General features: G+C 65.1%; 14 protein-coding genes. 3 read left to right on the top strand and 11 right to left on the bottom strand.

The window, feature by feature from the left end:
- Window positions 1-113: 113 nt before the first annotated feature.
- The 5 genes from VRS74_RS08400 to VRS74_RS08420 all read right to left on the bottom strand — a co-directional run bounded on the left by VRS74_RS08400 (window position 114) and on the right by VRS74_RS08420 (window position 4,316).
- Window positions 114-1,361 carry a murein hydrolase activator EnvC family protein gene (locus VRS74_RS08400; RefSeq protein ID WP_354144806.1) on the bottom strand — a complete coding sequence of 416 codons (1,248 nt, stop codon included), beginning with the start codon at window positions 1,359-1,361 and terminating at the stop codon, window positions 114-116.
- 5 nt (window positions 1,362-1,366) lie between these two features.
- The gene (locus VRS74_RS08405; RefSeq protein WP_354144807.1) at window positions 1,367-1,789 is read right to left on the bottom strand and encodes a 23S rRNA (pseudouridine(1915)-N(3))-methyltransferase RlmH; all 423 of its coding nucleotides are present in this window, start codon (window positions 1,787-1,789) and stop codon (window positions 1,367-1,369) included.
- Window positions 1,790-1,849: 60 nt separating this feature from the next.
- A complete protein-coding gene (rsfS, locus tag VRS74_RS08410; RefSeq protein ID WP_354144808.1) occupies window positions 1,850-2,275 on the bottom strand; it encodes a ribosome silencing factor in 426 nt (141 codons plus the stop codon).
- A 78-nt stretch (window positions 2,276-2,353) separates the two neighbouring features.
- Window positions 2,354-3,004, bottom strand: a complete 651-nt coding sequence (locus VRS74_RS08415; protein ID WP_354144809.1) for a nicotinate-nucleotide adenylyltransferase — start codon at window positions 3,002-3,004, stop codon at window positions 2,354-2,356.
- A 34-nt stretch (window positions 3,005-3,038) separates the two neighbouring features.
- On the bottom strand, window positions 3,039-4,316 hold the full coding sequence (locus VRS74_RS08420; protein WP_354144810.1) for a glutamate-5-semialdehyde dehydrogenase: 1,278 nt from the start codon (window positions 4,314-4,316) through the stop codon (window positions 3,039-3,041).
- 248 nt (window positions 4,317-4,564) lie between these two features.
- Here VRS74_RS08420 and VRS74_RS08425 point away from each other — a divergent pair, with 248 nt between their 5' ends.
- Together VRS74_RS08425 and VRS74_RS08430 are read left to right on the top strand one after the other, a co-directional pair.
- Window positions 4,565-5,728, top strand: coding sequence for a M23 family metallopeptidase (locus VRS74_RS08425; protein WP_354144811.1), 1,164 nt, complete (start codon window positions 4,565-4,567; stop codon window positions 5,726-5,728).
- 4 nt (window positions 5,729-5,732) lie between these two features.
- Complete coding sequence (locus tag VRS74_RS08430) at window positions 5,733-6,143, top strand: bactofilin family protein (protein ID WP_354144812.1); 411 nt, start codon at window positions 5,733-5,735, stop codon at window positions 6,141-6,143.
- Between the two features lie 71 nt (window positions 6,144-6,214).
- Here VRS74_RS08430 and VRS74_RS08435 read toward each other — a convergent pair whose 3' ends face one another.
- The 6 genes from VRS74_RS08435 to VRS74_RS08460 form a co-directional block, all read right to left on the bottom strand.
- A complete protein-coding gene (locus VRS74_RS08435; protein WP_354144813.1) occupies window positions 6,215-7,888 on the bottom strand; it encodes a long-chain-fatty-acid--CoA ligase in 1,674 nt (557 codons plus the stop codon).
- Between the two features lie 61 nt (window positions 7,889-7,949).
- Window positions 7,950-8,660 carry a DUF1013 domain-containing protein gene (locus tag VRS74_RS08440; protein ID WP_354144814.1) on the bottom strand — a complete coding sequence of 237 codons (711 nt, stop codon included), beginning with the start codon at window positions 8,658-8,660 and terminating at the stop codon, window positions 7,950-7,952.
- Between the two features lie 135 nt (window positions 8,661-8,795).
- The gene (locus VRS74_RS08445) at window positions 8,796-9,866 is read right to left on the bottom strand and encodes a glycosyltransferase family 4 protein (protein ID WP_354144815.1); all 1,071 of its coding nucleotides are present in this window, start codon (window positions 9,864-9,866) and stop codon (window positions 8,796-8,798) included.
- Window positions 9,863-10,795, bottom strand: a complete 933-nt coding sequence (locus VRS74_RS08450; protein WP_354144816.1) for a UDP-2,3-diacylglucosamine diphosphatase — start codon at window positions 10,793-10,795, stop codon at window positions 9,863-9,865. Before VRS74_RS08450 ends, VRS74_RS08445 begins: the two co-directional genes overlap by 4 nt.
- Before the next feature lie 130 nt (window positions 10,796-10,925).
- Complete coding sequence (locus VRS74_RS08455; RefSeq protein WP_354144817.1) at window positions 10,926-11,555, bottom strand: glutathione S-transferase family protein; 630 nt, start codon at window positions 11,553-11,555, stop codon at window positions 10,926-10,928.
- Window positions 11,548-12,570 (bottom strand): NAD(P)H-quinone oxidoreductase, encoded by a 1,023-nt coding sequence (locus VRS74_RS08460; protein WP_354144818.1) that lies wholly within the window; start codon window positions 12,568-12,570, stop codon window positions 11,548-11,550. Before VRS74_RS08460 ends, VRS74_RS08455 begins: the two co-directional genes overlap by 8 nt.
- Before the next feature lie 134 nt (window positions 12,571-12,704).
- Between VRS74_RS08460 and VRS74_RS08465 the strand changes: the two genes are divergently transcribed.
- Entirely contained in the window at window positions 12,705-12,908 is a 204-nt protein-coding gene (locus tag VRS74_RS08465; RefSeq protein WP_354144819.1) for a DUF1192 domain-containing protein, read from the top strand.
- Window positions 12,909-12,952: the final 44 nt, after the last annotated feature.

Genomic DNA, 12,952 nt, shown 5'->3' on the forward strand with positions numbered 1-12,952 from the left:
GAAGTGATCTACTCCTGTGTTCCGGTGACGATTCTATAACGCCGCGCGGCTGAATGCCAGATGAGAGCGTGGAGGCGTCCCGATGCGGTGCGGTCCGCCGCGAAAAGACAAACTCACATATGGTCGAGCGGATTGACAGGCTGGCCGTCGCGCCGCAGTTCGAGCGTAATCGCCGGGTCGCGCCGCGCGGCTCTGCCGATCGGGCTCCCGCCGATCACTTCGTCGCCTGCCGCGACGTCAGCCTTCGCTAGGCCGGTAACGAGACTGGTAAAGCCATTGCCGTGTTCGACGATCACGATCTGGCTATACCCCCGATAGGGCCCGGCAAACGCCACTCGGCCCGCAGCCGGTGCGATCACCTGCGCCCCCGGGCCGGGCGCGAGCCGCAAGCCGGTGACAGGAAGGCCTGCTGCATCGCTTTCACCGAAGCCGGCCAAAGTGCGGCCCTGCACCGGCAATTGGAGCGATGCCGGCAGCGCAGTCGGGCGCGGCGTCGGGCTGGATCGCTTGGCATCGAGCACTTGCGAAGCGCCCGGGCGCGGTGGGCGGACCAGCGGGCCGGGAAGTGCTGCGAGTTCCGCGCGCAAGGCGCCGGCTCGGCTCAGTTCGACCACCAGCGAATTGAGGTCGCGCGCATTCTCTGCGAACTCGAGCGCCCGTTCGCTTTCGCGCTGTGCCACCTGACGCACTTCGCGCAATGCCAGGCGCTGCTGCGCGGCCAGCGTTTCGAGAGCGCGCCGCCGCTCCAGCAACAATCCCTCATCCATGCGCAGGCTGGCCAGGGTTTCGCCCGCTTCCTGCTCGAGTTCGCGCCCGCGAGCCAGTTCGCTGCGCAAGCCCACCGTGCGATCGCGAATTTCGGGCATGGTCGTCTCAAGCACGGCGCGGACATAGACCGTGTCCTTGAGCGTTCCCGGCTGCAACGCCGAGAGCACCAGCGGACGGCGCGCCATATTCTGCAGCGCAGCGGTGAGCCGCACCAGCGGCTGCTGCTGCTCCGCCAGCCGGGCATCGAGCACGCGGCGCTGGTCGGTGATCAGCGCAAGCCGGGCCTGAGCGGCAAGGATATCGGCTTCGGCCTGCTGGATTCGCGCGGCGAGCGCCGCTGTCTCACGCGCCGAGCGATCAGCCGCTTCGTGCGCCTTGGTCGCTTCGCGGTCTAACCGCTGGGCGCGGCGTTCGGCATCTGCGGCAGCGCGCCGGGCGCACGCATAGGCCTCGCGGGCAGAACCGGCATCGCCAAATTGCGCTCCTACAGCCAACACGTCGCTGGCGCCCGCCACCGGCCAGGCGAAGAGCAGCCCGATCGCGATTGGCGCGGTGACCAGTCCGGTCAGTGCAAGAAGGCGAAAGGCGGGCATCGGCCCTATCCTGCCCGATGATAGGGGTGCCCCGCAAGGATCGTCGTTGCGCGGTAGAGCTGTTCCATCAGCATCGCGCGCGCCAGCAAATGCGGCCAGGTCGCTGCGCCAAAGGCGAGCAGCAAATCGGCGTCGGCGCGCTCTTCTTCGCTGTGCCCGTCCGCCGCGCCAAGCACGAAACGCGCTTCGCGCATGCCGTCGTCGCGCCAGCGGCCAAGGATGTCTGCGAATTCTTCCGAAGTCAGGTTGCGGCCGCGTTCGTCTAGCAGCACCGTCTTGCAGTGCATCTGCGGATCGGGAATGCGCCCGCCACTGTCGGGAAGTTCGGTGAGCTTCACCGGCCATGCCAGCCGCTTCTCATAGCGCGCGACAAGTTCCGCTTCGGGCGAGCGAGCAATCTTGCCGCGTGCAATCACGTGGAGAAGCATGGTCAGGTTTCGCGTCCGCGCTGCGCAGGGACGATTTCCCTCGCCGGCGCGGCTCAATCGCTATGCTGTGCCGGTGGCAGCGTTGCTGTCGCCGAAGCCCCACATCCGCTCGAGATTGTAGAAGCTGCGCACTTCCGGGCGGAACAGGTGGACGACGACGTCGCCGGCATCGATCAGGACCCAGTCAGCCGTCGGCAACCCTTCGATGCGGACCGAGCCGAAGCCTTCCTGCTTGATCTTCTCGGCCAGTTTCTGCGCCATGGCCGCGACCTGGCGGGTCGAACGGCCCGAAGCGATCACCATGTGATCGGCAATCGAACTCTTTCCCTGAAGCGGGATCGAGACGACTTCCTGCGCTTGGTCGTCATCGAGCTGGCCCAGCACGAGTTCGTGCAGCGCCTCAGCGGTCTTGCCCGCCTTAGCCACAGCCCGCGGGGCCTGGGATGTGATGTCGGCAGCAGCCGACAGGGTTTGCGCCTGGTTCATAGGCGGTTTCGGTTCTCCTGTGCGTGGGGATATGCAAGCGATGGATCGCGGAAAGGCCGGAAACGCGGAAAATGCGTCTCATGCGCCCTCCTCTTGGGCGACAAGATGATGGGTCAACCTGTCTCGAGGTGGGTGGCCGGAATAGCGCAAAACCCAGTCCGGATCGGCGCGGCGAATGGCCGTGGCCGAGCGTGGATCAGGATCAAAACGCAATAACACCAGGGCCGGTGCGCTCCATCTGCCCCCGTCTAACAAGCTGGCGACCGGCACACGATAGCGCCTTAACCAGGCCATGGCGGGGCTCGCCAAGGCAGCGCCATCATAACCCGGCCTCGCGACAACCGCAATCGGCATCATGCGCGCGATGCTGCGCCAGTCGCGCCAGCGATGGAATTGCGCCAGATTGTCCGCTCCCATGATCCAGACGAACCGACGCTTGGGATAGCGCCTGATGAGCGCGCGCAAGGTATCGACCGTGTAGCGAGTGCCGAGTTCGCGCTCGATCGCACTGGGCACGATGGGAGCAAACCGTGCCTGCCGGTGCGCCGATTTGAGCCGCGCGCCGAGCGGCGCCATGCCTTGCCGGGGCTTGAGCGGATTGCCTGGGGAAACCAGCCACCAGACCTCATCGAGCCCGAGTGCGTCTATTGCGAAGCGCGTGATGCGGCGATGCCCGCTATGTGCGGGGTTGAAGCTGCCGCCGAGAAGTCCGGTGCGAACGGGAACCATGCCGCGCAGGGTCAGGGCTTTCGCTGCGGCAAAGTCACGGGCGCGCCTGGCCGGTGCCGCGCACCTGCCATTTATAGGTCGTCAGCCCTTCGAGTGCGACCGGGCCGCGCGCATGCAGCCGCCCGGTGGCGATGCCGATTTCCGCCCCAAGCCCGAACTCGCTTCCATCGGCGAATTGCGAGGAAGCATTGTGCATCACGATCGCGCTGTCGACTTCGGCGAGGAAACGCTCTGCCACCGTCTGGTCGGATGTGACGATCGCGTCTGTATGCGCAGAGGAATGGCGCGCGATATGCGCCATCGCTTCTTCGAGCCCGTCGACCATCGCGGCCGAAGCCACTGCAGCAAGATATTCAGTGTCCCAATCATTATCGCTGGCTGGCAGAACGCGCGGATCGAGCGCCTGGATACGGGCATCGCCGCGCACTTCGCAGCCCGCATCGATCAATGCGCCGACCAGTTCGCCTGTGAAGGGATAGCGGCAATCGACCAGCAGCGTCTCCAGCGCGCCGCAAATGCCGGTGCGGCGCAGCTTGGCGTTGAGCACCACTTCGCGCGCCATCGCAGGATCGGCCGCTTCATGGACGTAAGTGTGGCAGATCCCGTCGAGATGGGCGAGCACCGGCACGCGCGCATCGGCCTGGACCCGTGCGACCAGCCCCTTGCCCCCGCGCGGCACGATCATGTCGATCAGGCCCGCCGCCTTGAGCATGGCGCCCACCGCTGCGCGGTCCTGCGTCGGGACCAGTTGCACCGCCTCAGGCGGGATACCTCCCGCGGCCAATCCGCGCACCAGCGCAGCATGGATCGCCCGGTTCGAATGGACCGCTTCGCTGCCGCCGCGCAGCAAGGCGGCATTCCCGGCGCGCACACACAGCGCCGCGGCGTCCGCAGTCACATTGGGACGGCTTTCGTAGATGATTCCGATGGTGCCGATCGGTACGCGGATGCGGCTGAGGATGAGGCCGTTGGGGCGTTCGACAGTGTCGATCACTTGCCCGACGGTATCGGGCAATTGCGCCACCGCCTCGACCCCGGCGGCCATGGCTTCAAGCCGCGCTTCATCGAGCCGCAAGCGGTCGAGCATGGCAGGTGCAAGTCCGCTTGCTTCGCCCGCCGCAATGTCGCGGGCATTGGCGGCGAGGATAATTTCAGCATCCTCGCGCAAAGCAGCAGCGGCATGCATCAGCGCCGCCGCCTTGGCGTCACCCGGCATCGCAGCGAGCGCGCGCTGCGCGGCGCGCGCCTTGCGCGCCAGTCGTTCGACCAGCGCGACAGGGTCTTCAGTGCGGGTGTCTGCAAGCGATGCCATGAGGCCCCTTTAGCACCGCTGCGCCAAGCTGTCAGGATAGTCCAAATGGCATGTCCGAAGAGGAGAAATTGCCCCGAACTTGGTAAAGTTTTCGCGTGGTAAATTTAATCTTTCCACCGGATGGAACGATTCATCGCACTTTGGCTTCGACTCGCCCCTCGGATTAATGAGTCGATTCGACCTGCCGCCCCGGCTTTGCTAGCCCGCGAATCGAGTCAAGACAGTGGTAATCCACGAGAGGGGTCGCATTGCATAACTTCATTCCCGCTGGCGGATGGGGCGAACGCCTGCGGCGCTGGTTCCCGGATCGCGAATTCTTCATGCGATCGCAGGGCCAGGTCCGTTTCATCAAGATTTCTTCGCGCGTGCAGATGGCTGCCGCCGGCCTGGCACTGGCCTTGCTGGTCGGCTGGGGCGTGTCGATGGGCGCAATGGCCTGGTCGCAATATCGCGCGCAGGCCGATCGCATGCAGCTGCTCGAACGCGAAGCCAAGGTTGCCACGGCGCAAGAACGGCTCGACGTCTATGGCGCGGACCTGAAGGGCGTGGAGGAAGACCTGCGCAAGCGCCAGGATTTCCTCGAGGCAATGGTTCCCATGCTGCCCGAAGACGTTGTCGCCGACGAGACCGTCAGCGATTCGTCGAGCGAAGCCGCCGCCACGGTCGACAAGGTCGGCGCATTCTTCCCCGAAGCGCGCGGCTTGGCCGAGATCGAAGCCCGCCAGCTCGCTTTCGCAGAACGGCTGACCCGCTATGCGGACCGCCGCGCCAAGCGCGCCGAGCAGGCAATCCGCAAGCTCGGCCTCGACCCGCAGGCCATGCTGCGCCGCGCCGAACGGCGGGCGATGGGTGGCCCGCTCGAAATCCTCGCCACATCGGCCAATGGCGAAATCGACCCGCGCTTCGAACGGCTCGGCCTGAGCCTCGCGCGCATGGCCGCGCTCGAAGAAAGCCTCGACGGGATCCCGCAGGTTCGCCCGACCAGCCGCAGCCAGACCAAGGCTTCTTCGGGCTTCGGCTATCGCCGCGATCCCTTCACTCGCCGCGGCGCGATGCATTACGGGCTCGACTTCAAAGGACCGATCGGCGCGCCGATTTATGCCGCCGCCAAGGGCCACGTCAGCTTCGTCGGCCGCAAGCCCGGCTATGGCAATGTCGTGGAAGTCAGCCACCGCAATGGCGTGATGACCCGTTATGCCCACCTGTCGCGTTTCGCGGCCAAGGTGGGTGACCGCGTCGAGGCAGGCGATGTCATTGCCGCTCTCGGCAATACTGGCCGTTCCACTGGCCCGCACCTGCATTTCGAAGTGCGCACCAACGACCGCGCGGTCGATCCGCGCCCCTTCCTGGAGAAAGCGCAAGATGTTCTCAAAGAAGCCCGCGGAACCGACGCGGCCAACCGGACCAGCTAAACCCATGGCCAGCAACAGCTCCACATTTTCCGTGATCGGAAGCGACGTCACCATCAAGGGCGACATCAGCGCTTCGGCAGACCTTCATGTCGATGGCACGATCGAAGGCGACATCGCCTGCGCTTCGCTGGTTCAGGGCGAAAGCAGCAAGATCACCGGTGGCATCACCGCCGAATCCGCCCGGCTTGCCGGAAAGGTGACCGGATCGATCCGTGCGCGCGAACTGGTGATCCTGCGCAGCGCGCAGATCGAAGGCGATGTGCATTACGAAGCGCTGACCATTGAACAGGGCGCACAGGTTGACGGGCGCTTCGCCCATGGCGCGCGCAACCGCGTGACCGATGCGGCCAAGATTGCCCCTGAAGGCGGCAAGCCCGCTTCCGCCGACGAGCCCAAACTGGGCCTCGTCCGCTAGTTTTTCCGTCTGGTTTCGGGAGTGAAGGGTGCCCCGCAAAGGGCGCCCTTTTCATTTGGCGCACTGCTTCTTCAGCCACCCATCACTTCGCGGCGAAGCGCCTTGCGGTCGAGCTTGCCGATGATCGTGCGCGGCAGGCTGTCGCGAATCACCACTTCGTCGACCCGCTCATGCTTGCCGACCCGCGCATTGAGCCAGTCGCGCAATTGCTCGGCACTGGCGCTTTCTTCGCCCGACAGTGTGATATAGGCGCGCGGCATCTCGCCGCGATAGGGATCCGGCACGCCGATCACCAAGGCCTCCTTCACCGCTGGATGTTCGAGGATCACGTCCTCCACCTGGCTCGGAAAAACCTTGAACCCGCCCACCGCGATCATGTCCTTCATCCGGTCGACGATCTTGAGGAAGCCGTCCTCATCGATCACAGCTACGTCGCCGGTGCGCAGCCAAATCTTGCCGTCGCGTTCGATCAGCACTTCGGCGGTAGCTTCAGGCCGGTTCCAATAGCCGCGCATCACTTGCGGCCCGTGCACCGCCAACTCGCCCGGCTCCCCTTCGGGCGCGAGCTGCGCGGGATCGCCCCTGTCGAGCAGGATCACTTCCGTGCCCGGCAGCACCTGGCCGATGGTGCCGCGCTTGCGCAGCCCCTCATAAGGATTGACCGACACCACGCCCGAACTTTCGGTAAGGCCATAGCCTTCAACCAGCCGGACCCCGCTCAATTCCTCGAACTTTGCATGCACCGGCGCGGGCATCGGCGCGCCGCCCGAAATGCAGACTTTGAGCGAGGAGAAATTCGTACGTCCGAAATCGGGATGATCGAGCAGCGCCTGGAACATGGTGGGCACGCCCGGAAAGCCGGTTGCGCGATAGCGCTGGATCGTCGCCAGCACTTGCCCGGCCTCGAACCGCGGCACCATCGCGATCGACGCCCCGCTCGCCACCGCATGGTTGAGCAGCGCGGTGTTGGCGAAAACATGGAAGAAAGGCAGCGCGCCCATGAATACTTCGGTTTCGGGGTTCGCGAAGGGATTGATCGCCGTAACTTGCCGCGCGTTGATCGAAAGATTGGCGTGGGTGAGCATCGCGCCCTTGGGCACGCCGGTGGTTCCGCCGGTATATTGCAGCAGTGCGAGATCGCCGGGCTCGATCGCCACTTCGGGCCGGGGCGAACCGGGCTTGGCGAGTGCTTCGCTCCAGCGCCGAACCGCCGGGCCATAGTCGACTTTTGCGATCTTGCTGCGGCCCAGCGTGCTGAGCGCCAACCCCTTGTACCAGGGGAGCATATGCGCCAGCGAGCCGACCACCAGCGTTTCAAGCGCGGACTCCTCGAGCACTTGATGCGCCGTACGGTAAAGCTCGGGGACGTCGAGCGTCACCAGCAGCCTTGTGCCCGAATCCGCCACCTGGTGGCTGAGTTCCTCGATCGTGTAGAGCGGCGAGAAATTGACCACCACCGCGCCCGCCATCATCGCGCCGTAATAGGCAGAGGCGTAGATCGGGACATTGGGCAGGAACAGGCCCACCCGGTCGCCGCTGCCGATCCCCATATCGCGCAAGCCGGCGGCAAACCGGCACGCCTCCAAATGGATATCGCGATAGGAATAGTCGCGGCCGAGGAAATTGAGGAAACGCGCGCTTCCCCGCCACGCAACTGCCCGCTCGAACAGCTCAGGCAGGGTGAGCGGCTCGAAATGCGTGTCCCACGGGGTGGGATGACAGTAGTGCGACCTGCTTACATCCATGTAAGCAGGATGACCTATCCCCCGCTAGTGCACAAGCGAAAAGCCGAGATTTTGCCGTAGCTTATTCGCTGCCCGCTGCCTCGTCGGCTTTGGCGGCGCGCTTGGCGGCGAGCCATGCCTCGGCTTCGGCTTCCTGAGCGGCTTCGGTGGCGGCGGATTCGGCGGCATTGCGCTCGGCGCGCAGTTCCTCGATCAGCTTTTCCTTATCGCTGCGGGTATCGCCGCCTACGACGTCTTCAGCCTGGATGCCGGCGCGCTTGGCGGCCTTGGCGACCACGGCGTCCAGCTCGCGCTGCGAGCACAGGCCCAGCGTAACCGGATCCTTGGGCTGGATGTTCTGGATGTTCCAGTGGGTCCGCTCGCGGATCGCGGTGATGGTGTTGCGAGTCGTGCCGATCAGCTTGGAGACCTGCGCGTCCGACACTTCGGGGTGGTTGCGCAGGATCCACGCGATACCGTCGGGCTTGTCCTGCCGCTTCGACACCGGGGTGTAGCGCGGGCCCTTGGTGCGGGTGACCTCGACCGGGGCCTGCTGCATCTGCAGCCGGTATTCGGGATCGGCCTGTCCGCGCTCGATCTCGGCCTGAGTCAGCTCGCCCGAATGCACCGGATCGCGCCCAGTGTACTTGCTGCCGGCGAGATCGTCGGCCATCGCCTGCACTTCGAGGATATGCAGGCCGCAGAAGTCTGCGATCTGCTCGAAGCTCAGTGCGGTGTTGTCGACCAGCCAGGTGGCGGTGGCGTGCGGCATCAGCGGAGTGGGCTGGGCCATGATGAAGCTCCCATCGATTGAATTGGGCGTAAAAATAGAAGGGCCGCCCCTTACGGAGCGGCCGTTATGGCAGGGTAGATAGGGGAGAGTGGCGGATTCGGCAAGCGGAATGGCCGCCGCGAGTGAATCCGGGGCTCAGGCCGGGAGCGCACCCGCGAGCTGTCCGGTCTCTTCCTCTAGAGCCGCCAGCCCCTGCAGGAACTGCGCGCTGGCCGCTTCCCAGCTGAAGCCGGCGCCATAGGCGGCGCAGTCCTTGCGATCGCAATAGCGCGCCGCGTCGATCGCGCGATAGAGCTTGTCGGACAGCGCGCCGACCTCGTCGGTCACGATGTCGAGCGGCCCTGCTACGGGAAACGCCGCAACCGGCGTGCCGCAAGCCAGCGCTTCGATCATCACCAGGCCGAAAGTGTCGGTGCGGCTGGGAAAGACGAACACATCGGCCCCGGCATAGCAGCCGGCGAGCTCGCGTCCGGTCCGCTTGCCGAGGAACAGCGCATCGGGGAAGCGCTCCTCGAGATCGGCGCGCGCGGGGCCGTCACCCACCACCACCTTGGTGCCCGGATAGTGGCAGCCGAGAAATGCCTCGATATTCTTCTCGACCGCAACGCGCCCGACATAAAGCAGGATCGGGCCTTCGAGCCCGGCATATTCGGGTGGCGGCGGCGCATCGGGCGAAAAACAGTCGAGATCGACCCCGCGGCTCCAGTGATGGAGCGGCCCGATGCCTTGCTCGCGCAATTCTTGGCGGATCGTCTCGGTCGCCACCATCACGCGCTGCGCGGGGCGGTGGAACCAGCGGATGTAGGGCCAGAAATGCTTCGCCGCGAGGCCTGTGCGCCGCGCGAGATACTCGGGAAACTGCGTATGATAGGCGGTGGTGAAGGGCACGCCATGCCGGGCGCAGAAATTGCGCGCCGCGAGACCTAGCGGGCCTTCGGTGGCGATATGGACCGCGTCGGGCGCAAGCCGCGCCAGCCGCCGCCCGACCGAACCCGGTAGCGTCAGCGCCAGCCGAATCTCGGGATAGGTCGCGCACGGCATCGAGCGATAATTGTCGGGCGAGATAACCGTGACCTCGTGCCCCCAGCGCCGCAGGATCTCGCACGTCGTCGCCAGCGTGCGCACCACGCCATTCATCTGCGGGTGCCATGCGTCGGTGACGACTGCGATGCGCGTTGGCGCTTCGGGCGACCAGAGCATGTTCATGCCGCTTCCCTGCACGCGGCGGGTTCGGGATCGGCTTCGACCGGCGCTTCATCGGCCTCGCGGCGCGCCACTTCGTCCGGCCAATGGAGGATCTCCATCCGCCCGTCGAAATGTTCGACCAGCGCGTTGCAGCCCTCGACCCAGTCGCCGTCGTTCCAATATTCGATCGACTTGCCGTGCTGGGTGAACTCGCGGAATTCGGCGGTGTGGATATGGCCGCAGACGACGCCGTCGACCCCGCGTTCGGCGGCGGCCTTGGCCACGACCTGTTCGTACCTTCCGATGAATTCGACCGCGTTCTTGACCTTGTGCTTGGCCATCTTCGACAGCGACCAATAGGGCAGGTCGAGCTTGCGGCGCGCGAGGTTGACCCAGTGGTTCAGCCCCATGATGAAATGATAGAGCGCGTCGCCCACGAAGGCGAGCCAGCGGTGCGCGAGCATCACCGCATCGAATTCGTCTCCATGCAGCACCATCAGGCGGCGGCCGTCGGCGGTGTCATGGAACGCGACGCGGCGGATCTCGACTCCGCCGAAACTGAGCCCGGTGAACTGGCGGAACATCTCGTCGTGATTGCCGGGAATGTAGACGATCCGCGTGCCGCGCCGGGCGCGCTTCAGCACCCGCCACACGATGTCATTGTGCTCGGCGGGCCAGTAGAACTTCTTCTTGAGCCGCCAGCCATCGATGATGTCGCCGACGAGGTACATCGTCTCGCTGTCGGTATGGTCGAGGAAATCGATCAGCAGTTCGACATTGCAGCCCTTGGTGCCGAGATGCACGTCGCTGATCCAGATCGTGCGATAGCGGCGGCGGCGGATGCCTTCGGGCTCGGGCCGGTTGAGCGGCCGCACCGGAAAATTCGCGACGGGCGACGAGTGCGGGCCTTCGGCGGGGAGGGGAAGCGCGGGCGAGAATTGCTCGACCATGGTCTGTGCTCCTGCGACAAGCATCTGTCGCCGGACAGCCATGGCAGGGTTTTGTTACATCACGCGCGCAGTTCAGTGACGGTTCGGGGAAACCAAGTCAGCCCCGTGTCAGGCCACCGTCAGATCCGCGTCAATCCATCGGCACGAAGCCGGGCAGCGCCTGTACCCGCTCGAGCCAACGGCACAGAGAGGGATAGTCATCCAGCCCGAAGCCGCCTTCCTCGGCGACATGGGTGTAGGCAAACAGGGCAATATCGGCGAGCGTCACGCTGTTCCCGGCCATCCAGTCGCCGCGCGACAGATGCTCGTCCATCAGCCGCAGCGCTTCGCAGCCGGCCACGCGCTTGGCCATGATCTGCCCGCTCTGCTGGATCGAAAGGTTCGCTTCGCCCACAAAATGCAGCCAGAAGCGCAGCGTCGCGACATTGGGCTCGTGATTATACTGCTCGAAGAACATCCAGCGCAGCATGTCGGCCTGCGCGAAGCGATCTTCCGGGATCAGCGCGCTTCCGCTGGCAAGGTACCAGCAGGCCGCGTTGCTTTCGGGCAGGAAGCGCGCGTTCGGTCCCTCGCCGATCTGCAGCACCGGGATGCGCCCGTTGCGGTTGATGTTGGCAAGGAATTCGGGCGTGCGGGTCTCGCCCTTCATGATGTCATATTGCAGCGTCTCGAGCGGAAGGCCGAGCAATGCAGCAGTGAGCCTGATCTTGTAGCAATTGCCGCTGCGCGGGTCTTCGTGAAGGATGAGAGACTCAGTCATCCTGCACTTTTAGCACGATCTTGCCGATATGGTCGCCTGCTTCCATGCGGGCGTGCGCGCCGGCAGCATCGGCGAGCGGGAACACCGCATCCATCACAGGCTTGAGTTCGCGCGAAGCAAACAGCGGCCAGGCATTTTCGGCGATTTCGTCAGCCAGCGCAGTCTTGAACGCATCCGAACGCGGGCGCAGCGTCGAGCCGGTCAGCGTGAGGCGGCGGCTCATCACCACAGCCATATTTATCGTCGCCTGCATCCCGCCCAGCACCGCGATGGTGACGTGGCGGCCATCTTCGGCGAGGCATTTGAGGTTGCGCGGGACATAGTCGCCCGAAACCATGTCGAGCACGACATTGACACCCGCGCCGCCGGTGTATTCCATCACCGCCTCGACGAAATCGCTTTCGCGGTAATTGATCGCAAGGTCCGCGCCGATCTCGCGCGCGGCCGCGCATTTGGCCTCGTCGCCGCAAGTCGCGATCACTTCCAGCCCGAATGCCTTGCCAAGCATGATCGCCATGGTGCCGATGCCCGAAGTGCCGCCATGCACCAGCAGCCGGTCGCCTTCGGCCGCCATGCCGCGCTCGAACACATTGTGCCACACAGTGAACAGCGTTTCGGGCAGCGCCGCCGCTTCGGCCAGCGGCATGTCTTGCGGCACCGGCAGGCAATGGCCCCACGGCGCAGCGCAATATTCGGCATAGCCGCCGCCTGGCGTGAGCGCGGCAACCACCTGGCCTATAAGTTCGCGCGGGACTTCGCTGCCCACCGCCACCACTTCGCCCGATACTTCGAGCCCGGGCAGGGGCGACGCTCCGGGAGGCGCGGGATAGTGGCCGGCGCGCTGGATACAGTCGGGCCGGTTGACCCCGGCATAGGCAACCTTGATCAGCACATCGCCCGGCTTTGTCTCCGGGAGGGGAAGCTCGCGCAAACTGAGCACTTCGGGTCCGCCCGGCGCGTCAAACCCCACTGCCCGCATCGTTTCCGGAGGCCCGCCTGCATCCGCTTGACCCATTTTCCCCATCATCCCTGTTGCAAACGCCCTGTGTCTGCAAGGCGACAGTCGGCACCTCTCCTTGCATCGACAGTGGCAAGTAGCTGCGCAGTGCATTGACAGCAAGCCACCCGGCTTGCGATGCTGCAGAAGTAATGCACGAAGACGACCTTCCCCGCCCGCGGGGCGACGCAGCGAGCAAGCTCGCAGCAGAGGATCTTTCACCCTATTCGATCGACGAGCTGGAAGAGCGGATCGCGTTGCTTGAGGCCGAGATCGCACGGGTCGAAAATCACCGGCTCAAGTCGGCTGCGCACCGCAATGCCGCCGATGCGCTGTTCAAGAAGCCGGACACATGAGGGCCGCCCGCGCGTTCCGGATTCGCAATTGCGCGCACAGGCCC

It is taken from the genome of Altererythrobacter litoralis (genome assembly GCF_036324225.1).
Classification (GTDB): domain Bacteria; phylum Pseudomonadota; class Alphaproteobacteria; order Sphingomonadales; family Sphingomonadaceae; genus Erythrobacter; species Erythrobacter litoralis_A.